At 71.7% G+C, this 13,365-nt stretch carries 17 protein-coding genes; 11 read left to right on the forward strand and 6 right to left on the reverse strand.

Annotation, left to right across the window (positions count from 1 at the left end; translation table 11 throughout):
* The first annotated feature begins 84 nt into the window (after positions 1-84).
* Positions 85-1,356 (forward strand): cellulose binding domain-containing protein, encoded by a 1,272-nt coding sequence (locus LPA41_RS33085; RefSeq protein ID WP_229075052.1) that lies wholly within the window; start codon positions 85-87, stop codon positions 1,354-1,356.
* A gap of 113 nt (positions 1,357-1,469) precedes the next feature.
* Entirely contained in the window at positions 1,470-1,769 is a 300-nt protein-coding gene (locus tag LPA41_RS33090; RefSeq protein ID WP_229075053.1) for a hypothetical protein, read from the forward strand.
* 59 nt (positions 1,770-1,828) lie between these two features.
* Here the strand turns inward: LPA41_RS33090 and LPA41_RS33095 are convergent, their stop codons facing one another.
* Positions 1,829-3,292, reverse strand: coding sequence for a plasmid pRiA4b ORF-3 family protein (locus LPA41_RS33095; RefSeq protein ID WP_229075054.1), 1,464 nt, complete (start codon positions 3,290-3,292; stop codon positions 1,829-1,831).
* A 244-nt stretch (positions 3,293-3,536) separates the two neighbouring features.
* Between LPA41_RS33095 and LPA41_RS43395 the strand changes: the two genes are divergently transcribed.
* Positions 3,537-3,725, forward strand: a complete 189-nt coding sequence (locus tag LPA41_RS43395; protein WP_229075055.1) for a hypothetical protein — start codon at positions 3,537-3,539, stop codon at positions 3,723-3,725.
* Between the two features lie 102 nt (positions 3,726-3,827).
* On the opposite strand, the gene LPA41_RS33105 is transcribed toward LPA41_RS43395, so the two are convergent.
* Both LPA41_RS33105 and LPA41_RS33110 read right to left on the reverse strand, forming a co-directional pair.
* A complete protein-coding gene (locus LPA41_RS33105; protein WP_229075056.1) occupies positions 3,828-4,205 on the reverse strand; it encodes a hypothetical protein in 378 nt (125 codons plus the stop codon).
* Positions 4,206-4,209: 4 nt separating this feature from the next.
* Positions 4,210-5,118: a SigB/SigF/SigG family RNA polymerase sigma factor gene (locus tag LPA41_RS33110; RefSeq protein ID WP_229075057.1), complete on the reverse strand. Its 909-nt coding sequence runs from the start codon at positions 5,116-5,118 to the stop codon at positions 4,210-4,212.
* Between the two features lie 305 nt (positions 5,119-5,423).
* Here LPA41_RS33110 and LPA41_RS33115 point away from each other — a divergent pair, with 305 nt between their 5' ends.
* Positions 5,424-6,464, forward strand: a complete 1,041-nt coding sequence (locus tag LPA41_RS33115; RefSeq protein WP_229075058.1) for an acyl-CoA desaturase — start codon at positions 5,424-5,426, stop codon at positions 6,462-6,464.
* A 108-nt stretch (positions 6,465-6,572) separates the two neighbouring features.
* Complete coding sequence (locus LPA41_RS33120) at positions 6,573-7,139, forward strand: hypothetical protein (protein ID WP_229075059.1); 567 nt, start codon at positions 6,573-6,575, stop codon at positions 7,137-7,139.
* A 10-nt stretch (positions 7,140-7,149) separates the two neighbouring features.
* On the opposite strand, the gene LPA41_RS33125 is transcribed toward LPA41_RS33120, so the two are convergent.
* From LPA41_RS33125 to LPA41_RS33135, 3 genes are all read right to left on the reverse strand, one after another.
* A complete protein-coding gene (locus LPA41_RS33125; protein WP_229075060.1) occupies positions 7,150-7,875 on the reverse strand; it encodes a GAF and ANTAR domain-containing protein in 726 nt (241 codons plus the stop codon).
* Positions 7,876-7,916: 41 nt separating this feature from the next.
* Complete coding sequence (locus tag LPA41_RS33130; RefSeq protein ID WP_229075061.1) at positions 7,917-8,642, reverse strand: GAF and ANTAR domain-containing protein; 726 nt, start codon at positions 8,640-8,642, stop codon at positions 7,917-7,919.
* A 327-nt stretch (positions 8,643-8,969) separates the two neighbouring features.
* A complete protein-coding gene (locus tag LPA41_RS33135; protein WP_229075111.1) occupies positions 8,970-9,206 on the reverse strand; it encodes a hypothetical protein in 237 nt (78 codons plus the stop codon).
* An 82-nt stretch (positions 9,207-9,288) separates the two neighbouring features.
* On the opposite strand from LPA41_RS33135, the gene LPA41_RS33140 reads away from it, so the two are divergent.
* From LPA41_RS33140 to LPA41_RS33165, 6 genes are all read left to right on the forward strand, one after another.
* Positions 9,289-9,471 carry a hypothetical protein gene (locus LPA41_RS33140; RefSeq protein ID WP_229075062.1) on the forward strand — a complete coding sequence of 61 codons (183 nt, stop codon included), beginning with the start codon at positions 9,289-9,291 and terminating at the stop codon, positions 9,469-9,471.
* A 93-nt stretch (positions 9,472-9,564) separates the two neighbouring features.
* On the forward strand, positions 9,565-9,732 hold the full coding sequence (locus LPA41_RS33145; protein ID WP_229075063.1) for a hypothetical protein: 168 nt from the start codon (positions 9,565-9,567) through the stop codon (positions 9,730-9,732).
* 6 nt (positions 9,733-9,738) lie between these two features.
* Positions 9,739-10,761 (forward strand): YhjD/YihY/BrkB family envelope integrity protein, encoded by a 1,023-nt coding sequence (locus LPA41_RS33150; protein WP_229075064.1) that lies wholly within the window; start codon positions 9,739-9,741, stop codon positions 10,759-10,761.
* A gap of 117 nt (positions 10,762-10,878) precedes the next feature.
* A complete protein-coding gene (locus tag LPA41_RS33155; protein WP_229075065.1) occupies positions 10,879-11,052 on the forward strand; it encodes a hypothetical protein in 174 nt (57 codons plus the stop codon).
* Positions 11,049-12,062, forward strand: coding sequence for a glycosyltransferase family 4 protein (locus LPA41_RS33160; RefSeq protein WP_229075066.1), 1,014 nt, complete (start codon positions 11,049-11,051; stop codon positions 12,060-12,062). Before LPA41_RS33155 ends, LPA41_RS33160 begins: the two co-directional genes overlap by 4 nt.
* 155 nt (positions 12,063-12,217) lie before the next feature.
* Positions 12,218-13,357, forward strand: a complete 1,140-nt coding sequence (locus LPA41_RS33165) for a glycosyltransferase (RefSeq protein ID WP_229075067.1) — start codon at positions 12,218-12,220, stop codon at positions 13,355-13,357.
* Positions 13,358-13,365: the final 8 nt, after the last annotated feature.

The following is a 13,365-nucleotide window of genomic DNA, read 5'->3' on the forward strand; positions in this document are numbered from 1 at the left end:
TCGAGTTCAGGTCGACGGAGCATTGTTGAGTTTCTTGGGAGCGCTCCCGTACGGTGGCTGGCACCCTGACGAGGAGGGCTTTCGATGGCTGGAAGAAGAGCGTGGAAGCATCGGGTTCTCGGCACGGCAGCCGCCGCCGCGGCGCTGCTGATCGTGGCCGGAACCACGGTCCTGACCGGCGGCACCGCGTCGGCCGAGCGGGCCGGCACACTCGCCGCCACCCCGGGATGCGGCAAGGCACCGACGTTGCGCGACGGCACCTACACGATCCAGAGCGGCGGCCGGGCCCGGACCTGGACGCTGCGGCTGCCCGGCAACTACGTCAGCAGCCAGGCCTACCGGCTCGTCGTCGGGCTGCACTGGCTCAACGGCAGTGCCGCCGACGTGGTCGGCAACGGCTTCTACGGTCTCCAGCAACGCGCCGCGAACAGCGCGATCTTCGTGGCGCCGCAGGGCCTCGACGCCGGCTGGGCCAACACCGGCGGCCGCGACGTCACCCTGGTCGACGACATCCTGCGGGTCGTCGAGAACGACCTGTGCGTCGACACGTCGCAGCGGTTCGCCCTCGGCTTCAGTTACGGCGGGGCCATGAGCTACGCCCTCGCCTGCGCCCGGCCGACCGTGTTCCGGGCGGTCGCCCCCATCGCCGGCGCCAACCTCAGTGGCTGCTCGGCGGCGTCCCAGCCGGTCGCCTACTTCGGCATCCACGGCATCCGGGACAGCGTCCTGAACATCTCGGCGGGCCGGTCCATCCGGGACACCTTCGTGCGGGCCAACGGCTGTACGGCGCAGAGCCCGCCCGAACCGGCCTCCGGCAGCGGAACTCACGTCACCACCACCTACGCCGGATGCCGTGCCGGATATCCGGTCCGGTGGGCCGCGTTCGACGGCGACCACGTGCCGCTGCCGGTGGACCGCAACGCGTCCTCGTCGTGGGTGTCCGCCGAGGTGTGGCAGTTCTTCACCCAGTTCGGCGCCACCACACCACCGTCCAGCCCGGCACCCGGGCCGAGCAGCTCCACCACGCCGCCGCCCGGGACGGCGTGCCGGGCCACCGCCACCGTCAACGCCTGGAACAACGGGTTGACCGCCGACATCACCCTGACCAACACCGGCAGCACCCCGCTCAACGGCTGGGCGCTCGCCTTCGACCTGCCGGCCGGTCAGACGATCACCGGCGGATGGAACGCCGGGTACGCGCCCGCGTCGGGGCGGGTCACGGCGACGAACGCCGGCTACAACGCGGTGGTGGCGCCGGGCGCGTCGGTCAGCTTCGGGTTCCAGGCCACCCATACCGGCAACAGCGCGCCGCCGGCGGCGTACGCCCTCAACGGCTCCGCCTGCACCGGCGCCTGACCGGGCCCCGGCGGTAGGGTCGCCGCGGAAACCCGGCCGGAGAAAATCCGCTCACCCGTGCAACCCGCCAGGCCGGTCGTCTCCTCTAGCTCTCGATGAGAGGAGACCGGCTGGTGGATGCCGAGTCAGAAGAGGGGTTCCGCGAGTTCGCCGGTGCCCGGTTCGCAGCGCTCCGGACGCTCGCCTATGTGACCTGCGGGGATTGGCAGGCCGCCGAGGACGCGGTGTCCGGGGCGCTGTCCCGGCTGTACCTGCGGTGGGACCGGGTGGCCGCGCCGGAGGCGTACGCGCGCAAAGCGGTCATCCGTGCCGCTCGAAGGGCTGAGCGTGGAGGAGACCGCCGAGGTGCTCGGGTGTCGCCGGGCACCTCGAAGAGGCATTCGAGGCCGAGATACGGCCACGCCGCTCGTTGATGGTTCGGCCCGGTGTGGCAGGCGTGTCAACGAGTGGCGGCCTATTCGTGGCCTGTTGGTCAGCGGGTTCGGAGTCGCTGGTTGACCTGATCCAGGTCGAATTTGTCCGGGGTGAACTGGTCGGGGTGGTCCAGGCCGAGCCATGCCAGCCGTTCCTGGTGTTCCGGGTGGTTCGGGTCGGTGAGTACCTCGATCAGGTCCTGGTATCCCCAGATGCCGCCGCAGTCGTCGGGTGGGGCCGCGCGCCGTCCGCCGACACAGATCGGGTAGGTGGTGGCCGGGTCGGCGGGTGTCGTCTTCTCGACCAGGATGTCGTGCTCCCAGTCGTCGCCGAAGTCGTAGGTGTAGCGGATTTTGTCTTTGACCGCGGGTGCGACCTGTTCGAGGGTGACCGGGCCGTCCGATCGGTGCCCGAGGTCGCGGTCGGCCCGTCCGAACTGGCCGTACGCGGTGTCGAAGACGTGCAGGTGTCCGCCGTGCCAGCCGAACGCGGCGAGGATCGTCTGGTGGAGCCGGTTGAGGGTGATGTCGCCGGGTACCAGCAGCCGCCGCCAGATCGGCGGTCTGGCACCGCGCAGACTGACCTTGACCTGGTAGATCGGTGCCGGGCCGTTGGACTTTTTGCGTTTGGTCGGGAGTTTCGCGGGTGTTGGCCGGCGGGCCGCGGGCAGGTCGAGGCCGAACGCGGCCGGGCCGCCGGAGTTGCCGATCAGGGCGGCGAACTGCTGGAGCACGTCCATGGCGGTCCGGTCGGCGGTGTGGCCGGACGCGGTCGCGTCGCGCGGCCGGCGAGCGGGAGGCAGGGTGTCCAGGCGGCTGCGGGTGAGTACGGCGAGTGGGGCGTATCCCGGGCCGTCCCCGTCGTCGATCAGATTCGGATCGACCGGGGCATCGTCGTTCGGACCGTCCTCCTCGTCGTGGACGGCACGCGCCTCCAAGGCTTGCTCGACATGCCAGCGGAATTCCGGCGCGCCCAGCTTCTTCGTACGGATGCTCACCCCGTCCTGCCGGGCGCCCTGATGGATCGCGGCGACCGCGGTCGGTAACTCCTCGGCATCGAGCAGGTAGATCTGTTCCGCAGCGCCACAGTGCTGGTGATCGACCGTGATCATCAGCGCATGGTCGCGGCCGGCCCGCTGAAAGGCGCCGATCAGCACCGACATCATGTCCTGGTCGTCATGCATCCGGGTGAACGGCCCTGCCGTCAGCGGCTGCGCCAGATCGTCGGCCCAGGACGGGCCCGCGACGCTGTTGGCGCGCATCCGTGCCGAGGCTGCCCGGGCGGCCTCGGTGACCGGCTTTTCTGCCTCGCCGCCCACCGCACCGATCGCGGTGAGCAGCGTCAGCGCGGCCCGGGTGCCGCGCGCCTCGATCGCTGGGATGAAAGCACCGGCAAACGCCGCCACCATCTCCTCGCCGCCGGCCCGGCTCATCGCCACGAACAACGCACCGGCCAGTTCCGCTTCGAGCGGATCATCGACCTCGGCCAACGCGGACGCGTCATCGACCAGGTCGGTCAGCATCTGTTCGGGGTCCGGTCCACCTTCTGCGCAGTCGGGGCACCCGCAGGCCTGCTCCGTGCCGGGCACGATGGTGAGATCTGGGCGGCGGGCCCGGCTGGTTCCCCGCTTTGCGGGTCGTCGGCTTCGAGAACTCATCGCGCCAGTCTGCCGAACGGCCGGTGCTCGTCGGGTGACCACCCACCGCCGGGCGAATGCCCGCAGGCCCGCCGCGCGGCTATTCCGGCGATGACTCGGTGAGTAGATCGTGACGCCACGCGGCGAAGCGGGTCAGCATCTCGTCGAGGTCCCGGTCGGCGATGCCGTACTGGGCGAAATCCGCCGGGTCCAGCAGGCTGGCCTGTCCGAGGGCTGCGGCGAAGATGCGCCGGTCGAAGCCGGAATCGGCCCGCTCCGCAAGACGAAGGAGATCTTCACCGGCGCGAAGGTGTCGTAACGCCGAGCCGCCTGGACCGCGTACCCACCGGCAAGAGCGAAACCGTACCGTCCGGCGGCCTCAAGCCCGAGCCCGAGCGAGCCGTTCGTGAAACGGATCCACCTACGCGGCAACCGGACGGGCGGCGGCGAGCTCCGGAAAACGCTCTTCCCAGCGCCGCCGCAGCTGCGGCGGCAACCACAGGGAGGGCCACAGTTGGAGAAGCAGGCCACCGTCGAGCCAGGCGCACAGATCCTCGACGCTGCCCGCCTCGCTGAGCACCACCTTGTACATGCCGACCAGGCGAGCGGGTCTGCTCAGGTCATATTCTGCGCGGCCTGACCAGTCGAGATGACGTGGCAGAGAAACCACGCCACAGGTCGGCCCCTTCAACGCGGCGAGCGAGTCAGCCACGACATACGGCTTTCGCTCGCCGTAGGGGAGGTAACCCACCGGCGGTCGGGCCATATCCGAATCCATGTGCTCAGAAAGCTCGCCCACGGCTTCAGGGTACTTGCCCTCTACCGCGGTGCTGAGTCACCGCCGGTCGTCGCGATGCGCTGTCGCGGCGGCCGGGCCGGTGCGCCGGGTGGCCGGACTCCGGGTGGCCGTCGTCCGGGCGGATCTCCTGACGTAGCCGGCGCAGTGACCGGGCGATCACCCGCGACACCTGCATCTGCGACATCCCGACCCGGCTGCCGATCTCGGCCTGACTCTGGTTGCCGTAGAACCGCAGGATCAGGATCGTCCGCTCCTGGTGGTCGAGAACGGTCATCGCCCGCTGCAGGGCGGCCCGTGCCTCGACCAGGTCGTACCCGTGGTCGGCGCCGCCCAGGGTGTCACCCAGCAGGCGCCGGCCGCCGTGCCCGATCGGTGTGGACAGCAGCAGCGCGGTGTGGACGCGGGCGCCCTCGAAACCTTCGCGCACCTGTTCCTCGGCGACGCCCAGGTGCCCGGCGATCTCGGCCGCGGACGGCGGCCGGCCGAGCTGCTGGGTCAACTCCCGGGTGGCCGCGGTGACCAGGAAATACCGGTCCTGGAGCCGGCGTGGCACCCGGACGGCCCAGGTCGTGTCGCGGAAGTAGCGTTTCAGCTCGCCGATGACGGTCGGGATCGCGTACCCGGCGAAGTCGATGCCCCGCTCCGGGTCGAACCTGTCCACCGCCTTGATCAAACCCACGGTGGCGGCCTGCACGAGGTCGTCGTCGGGTTCGCCGCGACGGCGGTACCGGGAGGCGAGCCGGCCGGCCATCGGCAGCCACGCCTCGATGGCCCGGGCGCGCAGTGCCGGCCGCGCGGGGTGCCCGTGGGGGAGCGCGGCCATCGCGGCCAGGATGTCGTCCGGTGCGGAGGCCGGCGAGGAGGCTGGCGGGTCGGCGACCGTGAGCGTTGATGCGCCAGCAGCACCGGGCACGATTCCTCCCAGGGGGAGTCTCGATGCCGGGGTCCAGGGCAACGGGCCCGTCGCGGGCTCGCCGGGTCATTCTGAAGCCGGCGCCCGGCGCGCGGGAGATCAACCACGAACGATGCGCCGGCGGGCCCGCGAATTGTTTACCCGCCCCGACCGGCCGGGTAGCCTTCGGATATCGGAGTCGCCGCCCGACGGTGACCCCGACGACGACACGGCGGCCGTCCAGACTCCGCGGCCTCGTCCTCGAGCCCCCTTCCGCCCGCCCGGCCCCCTCGTGCGCGGCAAGCAATCCCCCTAGGAGTCGCGCCATGAGCGCATCTGTCACCCGGCGGCAACGAGCGGCCGGCAGTGATTTCGCCGCACTGAACCGCCAGATCATCGACGCCGGGCTGCTCGAGCGGCGGCCCGCCTACTACGCCGTGCGGATGAGCGTCGTGACCGCCCTGTTCGCCGGTGGCTGGGCGGTGTTCTTCCTGGTCGGCTCGTCCTGGTGGACCCTCGCGGTGGCCGTGCTGCTCGGGGTGATCTTCTCCCAGGCGGCCCTGCTGGCCCACGACATCGCGCACCGGCAGGTCTTCCGGACCAAGAGACCCAGTTCCGTGGCGGGCCGGATCGCGGCGAACGTCGTGGTCGGCATGAGTTACGGCTGGTGGATGGAGAAGCACACCCGCCACCACAACAACCCCAACCACGACGATCTGGACCCCGATGTACGGCCGGAGGTGCTGATCTGGGCCACCGAGTCGGCGTGGGGCCGTCGCGGGATCAAGGGTTTCATCAGCCGTCACCAGGCCGGGCTGTTCTTCCCCCTGCTCACTCTGCTCAGCATCGACCTGCGCATCTCCAGCATCAAGGCGCTGTGGCGTCCGGGTGTCAAGCACCGCGGGCTGGAGGCGGGGCTGATGGCCCTGCACTTCGTCGTCTACGCGGCAGCGCTGCTCGTGGTGCTGTCGCCGGTGCGGGCCCTCGTGTTCTTCCTCGTGCACCAGGCGGTCTTCGGGGTGTACCTCGGCATGACGTTCGCGCCGAACCACAAGGGCATGCCGCACCCCGCCGGCGACGAGGACTACCTGCGCAAACAGGTGGTGACCTCCCGCAACGTCACCGGGGGACCGATCGTCGACATGGCGCTGGGCGGGCTGAACTACCAGATCGAGCACCACCTGTTCCCGGCGATGCCCACGCCGAACCTGCGGCGGGCGCAACCGATCGTCCGGGCGTACTGCGAGCGGGCCGGCGTTCCCTACGCGGAGACGAGCCTGATCGAGTCGTACCGGCAGGCGCTGCGCCACCTGCACGAGGTCGGCGCGCCGCTGCGCGCGGAGCGGGGTCTCGTTCGGGGGACATGATGGCCCCGGGGGGCCGGAGCGCCATAGCGTGGTGTGCTCGGCTCGATGACATCGAGCGTGTCGCTCCAGACCCCGGCGGCGCAGATTTCTTGCGGCCCCGGAGCCCTCATGCGCGACCTGTCACAAGTATCGGCCCGGCCGGACCCGGCCGCCGATCTCGGCCACGCCGACGACTCCACTCTCGCCCGGTTGATATCCCGTGGCAGCGCGGCCGCGTTCGCCGTGCTCGTCGACCGCACCTTGCCGGCGGCCCGCGCCGAGCTGATCGCCGCCGCGCAGGCTCCGGTCCCGGCCGGCAAGCTGATCGCCGCCGCGCGACCCCCGGTCCCGGCCGGCGAGGTGCTCGCGGCCAGTTACCTCGAGGTGTGGTACCTCGCGGGCTGCCACCACGACGCCGGGGCCGACGTCCGGAGCTGGATCGTCGGTATCGTGCGGCGGCGCCTGGCCGAGCTCGCCCGCGGGACGCCCGCCGACGGCCTCCGGCCCGGCCCGCGACCCAGCTATGCGGAACTGGAGGTGGCCGGCCCTGCTGCGCCGGGCGGTCGGTCACTTCCGGCACTTCCGGCGGAGCTGAAAGGCCACGCCTGCTCGCGGCGGGGCTGGAAGGCCGCGCCTGCTCGCGGCGGGGCTGGAAGGCCGCGCCTGCTCGCGGCGGGGCTGGAAGGCCGCCGGTGAGGCGCGGCGCTCAGTTGGCGGACAGGTCCGGCAGGTCGGGCAGGCGGGTGACGATCGTGGCCGCCACGTCGCTGAGCCGCCGGTTGTTCTTGCGGGCGAAGTCGCGGATCAGGGTGAACGCCGCGTCCGGGCTCAGCCCGTGTGCCTGCGCGACGACGCCTTTCGCCTGCTCGATGACGATGCGGCTGTTCAGCGCGCCCTGCAGTTGCCCGGTGAGCACCTCGCCGCGCCGGATGGCGCGTTCCTGCAGGAGGCCGATCACGGCGACGTCCGCCAGCGACTGCACGATCGAGGTGTCCGTGCCGCTCAGCTCGGTGGCGCTGCCGAACACGCCCATCGCCCCGATCACCTCCTTGCGCAGGCGCAGCGGGAAGGCGTGCACCGACGCGAAGCCGGCCTGCGTGGCGCGGGGTGCGAACTGGGGCCACGTGTCCGCCGCCGCGGCCAGGTTCACATTGGTGACCGGCCGGGCGGTGCGGAAGGCGTCCAGGCACGGCCCGTCGTCGTGCTGCAGCTGGAACAGATCCAGGATCCGGGCGCTCTCGTCGGACGCGGCCATGAAGGTCAGCCGGCCACGGTGATCGGCGAGCATCAGCCCGACCTCACCGGTGTCGAACAGCCCGGCCACGTGCTGGGTGAGCATCTGGAGGAACTCGACCACGTCGAACTCGTCCACGAGCGTGTCGGCGACCTCGACGAACAATGTCGCGAGCCGCTCGGCGGAAACGGTGGTCACAGCGGTTTACCGCCCCTCTGACGAAGACCTGCCGATGGCGGTCACGGCCGGCCGGACCCGAACGAAATTCTACGCGCCACCACGTCGCGCGCCACATTTCCCAGGGGCCTGCCCTCGGCGTACGCATGCGCCCTCAGCTGCGCCAACGCGTCGGTCAGCGATATACCCAATTGCACTGCCACCATCCCCTGTGCCTGGAACAACTCGGCCCGCTGACCCAACACCTCGTCCAGCCCGTCGGCCACCTCACCCGGCGTGGCGTCCGCCTGACCGTCGAGCAGCGTCGTGACCGCCACGTCGGCGAACGTCAGCGCGTCGCGGAACTCGCCGGCCGACAGGGAGCCCCGCTCGATCCGGAAGACGTCGAGGGCGCCCAGGCGAGCGGCGCCGATCTGCAGCGGGAACGCGAACACCGCCCGCATGCCGTACTCGTGCAGCGCCGGCGTGTAGACCGGCCAGCGGCCCACCGCGCCGTCGGTGAGGTCGGGCACCAGCACCGGCGAACCCGTGGCGAACGCATCCAGGCAGGGACCCTCGCCGAGCTCGAACTGAAGCTCCTCGATCGGTTCGCAGGCCGGCTCGGACACCGCGGCCACGCCGCGCATGCCGTCCTCGGCTATCACACTGACCCCGACACCGGAGGCGGACAGGGCGCGTTCCGCGGCCTTGCACAGGCGGCGCAGCAGTCCGGGGACGCCGCCGCCGTCGCCGTGCCGGGCCGGTTCCTCCGCGACCAGGCGGGTCACCTGAAGGAGACGCTCATCCATGACGCTCATCGGGCGGCCGGTCGCACGGCGCCGGCTGTCATCGGGCGGGCTTGGCTGTTCACCGGCTGCACCTCCCCCTGACTCGGGTAACCGCCGAGGGCCAGGGCAGCAGCATGTCCGATGGTTCGACTTGTAGTAGTGACACTACGCCACAGCGGCGACCGGTGTCCCGGCCGCCGGCACCCGAAACCCGGCGGTGACCTCAGTAGATCCCGCTGGGGCGGGCCGGTCCGGCCCTCGGGCGCATCATGCTACGGTCAACGTGTTGTAACGGTGATTCCGTAGATGTTGCCGCGACGGCATGCCCGCCGCGACTCGCATGCGAAGTCAGGCTGGAGCGGCCTGCGGCTGAGGCTCCAGCTCCCGCCAGCCACTGCCCGAGCCGCGCCACGCATCGGCAACGATCAGTGCGGACCCGCGCCCCGGGCACTCCTGCACGCGATAGCGCCCCGACGTCCCGCCGATCTGGACCAGGACGTCCCATTGGGAGCCGTCGCTGCGAATGTAGACATCGCGCCGGAATCGCGCCGTGTTGCTGCCGTTCCACCAGTGCTGCTGAACCATCACGCGGCAACCGTACAGGCGGACAGCGCCCGGATCGCCTTCCGAGGGCGGTAATACCCGAACAAACATTGAAGGATCTTGAATGACGCCTAACCACGACCACGCCACCCTGTTCCTGGCGCCGCCCGCGCGGCCCGGGGTCCAGCAGGAGCGTCCGGAGGCACCCGTCGACGGCAGCGCCGCGGCGATGCGCCGGCTGCGCCACCCGTTCGCGGTCCCGGCGGAACCGGCGCCCGCCGCGGCCCGGGCCGTCCACATCGCCTGAGCCACCAACACTGCCCGAGCGGTGGTGCATGGCCGGCGATCGTCCGGGTAATGCTGTGCCGCACCGACGTCCACCAAGGAACGGAACTCACGTATGGCACTCGACAGCAGCGTTCCCGCGGTCCTCTTCCGGGCGCCCGCCGGCACGGAGGAGCCCGCGGAGTCGACGACCGGTGAGTGGCACGGCGCCGGTGAGCGGTCCCTGAACCCGTTCGCCGTCGAACCGGCCGACCGGGCCCCCGCGGTGACCACCGCGCGGTAGAGCCTCGTGCCGGACGGGAAGGCCCGCACGGCGGCCGGCGACTCCCGGGCGCGGAGCGTCTGGCGCCGGCTGCGCCGCCGGGCCGGCTGGCTGGACCACCTGGTCCGGGCCGGGCGCCGGTACGACGAGGCCGACGGTGGCCGGCTCGCCGCCGCGGTGACGTACTACTCGTTCTTCGCCACGTTCTCGCTGGGCCTGCTGGGTATCGCGATCTTCGGCTTCGTCCTCGGCGACCCGGCCGTGCTGGACGCGGTGGAACGGTACGCGGCGGAGAACGTGCCGCACGTCGACGTGCGGGTGCTGCTCGACGCCCGCAACACCATCGGCCTGATCGCGTTCGTCGGCCTGCCGATCTCGGGCTGGTTCTGGGTGGACGTGCTGCGGTCGTCGATCCGCAAGATCTGGCACCTGCCGGAATACCCGGGCCGCCTCGCCGTGCGGGTGCTCCTCGACCTCGTCGTGCTCGCCGGCCTGGGGATCCTGCTGGCGGCGACGCTCTCGGTCGCGTTCGTCACCAACATCGCCGCGAACCGGTTCGTCGACGCGGCGGACACCGACGGCACGTCCGCGCGGTGGCTGCTGGCCACGGCCGGGCTGCTGATCGGTCTGGGTGTCAACACGGCGCTGGCCGCCGGCATGCTGACCGGCCTGCCCCGCGTGCGGATGCCGCTGCGCCGGGTCCTGGGGCCGGCGTTGCTGGTCGCGGTCGGCCTGGAACTGCTCAAGACGGCGGGCCGGCTGTACGTGCGGGCCACCGAGGCCAATCCGACATATCACTTCGTCGCGGGCTCGGTGGGCCTGCTGGTCTTCCTCAGCGCGGTCAACCAGATGGTGCTTTTCGCCGCCGCGCTGACGGCGACCAGCACCACCGGCCGACCGGCCGACCTCGCGGCCGGGGGTGGCCTTTCCACCAAGGACGATCGCGCGGTGGCGGATTCCGCGGACGAGAACGAACGCACGGTGGCGGATTCCGCGGACGAGAACGATCTCGCGGCGGAGGGCGACGGCCGCGGCGGCCGGTCCGGCTGAACGGGCGGGAGGCGGTACGCGCGTCGGAACGCGCGCGGTGACTGGCGTAGTCTGGGCCTGTCGCTCCAGACTCCGGCGGCTGCGTGCCTTCCTGCGAGTGAGCCTGAGAGGGCAGACATGACTATTTCCAAGACAGTTGTCATCGCCGTACTCCGCGAGCGTGGCCAGCACATGCGGGCCGAATTCGTCGACCGGGAACTCCCCGAGAACATCGACCCGCAGCGGCACGGCGGTCTGCTGGCCATGCTCAACCTCGAGCCGAGCGATTTGACCGAAGCCGACTCGGCATGAGAGTCGCCCTGCTGGGGCCGGTGGCGTGGCGGACCCCGCCACGCGCGTACGGCCCCTGGGAGCAGGTCACCGGTCTGCTCGCGGAAGGCCTCGTGTCCGCCGGCGTCGACGTGACGCTGTTCGCCACCCTGGACTCGATCACCAAGGCCGCGCTCGACGGCGTGCTGCCGCACGGGTACGCGGACGACCCGTCCACGGACGGCCGGGTCGCCGAGGCGATGCACGTCTCGCACGCGCTGGCCCGGTCCGGTGAGTTCGACATCGTGCACAACCACCTCGACTGGCTCCCGCTCGCCTTCGCGGACCACTGCCGGGCGCCGCTTGTCACGACCGTGCACGGGTTCTCCAGCCCGGCGATCCTGCCCGCCTACCGGGCGAGCGGTTCGGCGTTCGTGTCCATCTCCGACGCCGATCGCAGCCCGCACCTCGACTACGTGGCGACGGTGCACCACGGTGTGGACGTCGGCGGGCTGCCGTTCACCCCGGCGGCCGGCCCGGGGCTTGTCAGTTTCGGCCGGATCCACCCGGACAAGGGCACCCACACGGCGATCGAGATCGCCCGGCGGGCCGGGCGGCCGCTCACCATCTGCGGCATCGTCCAGGACGAGTCGTACTTCACCGAGCGGGTGGCGCCGCACATCGACGGCGATCGGGTGGTGTTCCTCGGCGCGGTGGGTCCGGAACGCCGCGCCGAGATCCTCGGGCGCGCGGAGGCCCTGCTGCACCCGATCGACTTCGCGGAGCCGTTCGGCCTGTCCGTCGTGGAATCCATGGTGTGCGGCACGCCGGTGATCGCCTATCCGCGCGGCTCCCTGCCGGAGATCGTCGACGAGGGTGTCACGGGCTACCTGGTGCGCGGCGTCGACCAGGCCGTCGCGGCGGTGGGCGCGATCCGCCGGATCAGCCGGACGGGCTGCCGGGAACAGGCCCGCAAGCGGTTCGGCGCTCCCCGGATGGTCGCCGACTACCTGGCCGTGTACGAACGGCTCATCAGCGGGTCCGCAGACTGACGCGCCGCCCGTCGCACGATCCGTTCCCTCGGCACGGCCGGCTCCGCACAGCGCCGGCCGATGCCGCCACACACGCCGGCCGGCCGACGCCGTACCCGCGTGAGGTCAGCCGCCGCGTCCCCTGCGGCCCGGACCACGACCGGAAGGCACCGCACATGACCATCAGGTACGGATTTCTCAGTACTCATCCGCCGACCCGCTGCGGCCTGGCGACGTTCAACGCCGCCCTCGCCGGTCAGCTCGACCGGACCGGCACCCCGGGCGGCATCGTGCGGGTCGCCGCGGCCGGTGACGACTTCCGACCGGCACCCGGCGTGGTGCACACCTGGACGGCCGCGGACCCGGCCGGCTGGCGGGACAGCGCCGAGGTGCTCAACACCTTCGACGTCGCCGTGGTCCAGCACGAGTACGGCATCTACCCCGGCCGGGACGGCGGCGAGGTGCTGTCCGTGCTGCGCCGGCTCACCGTGCCGAGCCTCGTCGTCCTGCACACCGTGCTGACCCGGCCCACCCCGCGGCAGAAGTCGCTGCTGGAGCAGGTGGTGGCGGCCGCCGGCGCGGTCGTGGTCATCTCCCGGGCGGCCCGGGACCGGCTGCTGGCGGGCTATGCCGTCGACGCCACGAAGATCTCGGTGATCCCGCACGGCGCCTCCGACTACGCGGGCGCACCGGACCGCCGGTACGAGCGGCCGCACCTGCTCACCTGGGGCCTGCTGGGGCCGGGCAAGGGCATCGAGTGGGCGTTGCGTGGCCTGGCCCGGCTGCGGAGCCTCGATCCGATGCCGGTCTACACGGTGGCCGGCCGCACCCATCCCAAGGTCCTGGAACTGCACGGCGAGGCGTACCGGGCGGGTCTGCACCGGCTCGGCGCGGACCTGGGGGTCGCGCACCACGTGCGGTACGAGTCGGCGTATCTCGACGAGGCGGCGCTGGGCGGGCTGGTCCGCTCCGCGGATGTCGTCGTGCTGCCGTACGACTCCACCGAGCAGGTCAGCTCCGGTGTGCTGGTCGAGGCGGTGGCGGCGCGGATCCCGGTCGTCGCGACCGCGTTCCCGCACGCGGTGGAACTGCTCACCGACGGGCCGGGCCTGCTCGTCCCGCACAAGAACCCGGCCGCCCTGGCCACCGCCGTGCGGCGGATCCTCACCAAACCCGGTTTCGCCGCCGCCCTGCGGGAACGCAGCGGGCACGCCGAGCCGGCGCCGCGGTGGCCGGTCGTCGCCCGGCGCTACCACGAACTCGCCGCCACGCTTGTCGCCGCCCGGGCCCGTCCGGTCGCCGGGGTCAGCACGTGACCGTCCGG

The sequence above is a fragment of the Actinoplanes sp. DH11 genome (genome assembly GCF_020873875.1).
Classification (GTDB): Bacteria; Actinomycetota; Actinomycetes; order Mycobacteriales; family Micromonosporaceae; genus Actinoplanes.

Excerpts from the sequence above, each read along its gene's own strand:
- LPA41_RS33160 (WP_229075066.1), top strand. The coding sequence starts at position 11,049 with ATGAGAGTCGCCCTGCTGGGGCCGGTGGCGTGGCGGACCCCGCCACGC.
- LPA41_RS33165 (WP_229075067.1), top strand. The coding sequence starts at position 12,218 with ATGACCATCAGGTACGGATTTCTCAGTACTCATCCGCCGACCCGCTGC.
- LPA41_RS33130 (WP_229075061.1), bottom strand. The coding sequence starts at position 8,642 with ATGGATGAGCGTCTCCTTCAGGTGACCCGCCTGGTCGCGGAGGAACCG.
- LPA41_RS33145 (WP_229075063.1), top strand. The coding sequence starts at position 9,565 with ATGGCACTCGACAGCAGCGTTCCCGCGGTCCTCTTCCGGGCGCCCGCC.
- LPA41_RS33095 (WP_229075054.1), bottom strand. The coding sequence starts at position 3,292 with ATGCTGACCGACCTGGTCGATGACGCGTCCGCGTTGGCCGAGGTCGAT.
- LPA41_RS33140 (WP_229075062.1), top strand. The coding sequence starts at position 9,289 with ATGACGCCTAACCACGACCACGCCACCCTGTTCCTGGCGCCGCCCGCG.
- LPA41_RS33115 (WP_229075058.1), top strand. The coding sequence starts at position 5,424 with ATGAGCGCATCTGTCACCCGGCGGCAACGAGCGGCCGGCAGTGATTTC.
- LPA41_RS33120 (WP_229075059.1), top strand. The coding sequence starts at position 6,573 with ATGCGCGACCTGTCACAAGTATCGGCCCGGCCGGACCCGGCCGCCGAT.
- LPA41_RS33135 (WP_229075111.1), bottom strand. The coding sequence starts at position 9,206 with ATGGTTCAGCAGCACTGGTGGAACGGCAGCAACACGGCGCGATTCCGG.
- LPA41_RS33155 (WP_229075065.1), top strand. The coding sequence starts at position 10,879 with ATGACTATTTCCAAGACAGTTGTCATCGCCGTACTCCGCGAGCGTGGC.
- LPA41_RS33085 (WP_229075052.1), top strand. The coding sequence starts at position 85 with ATGGCTGGAAGAAGAGCGTGGAAGCATCGGGTTCTCGGCACGGCAGCC.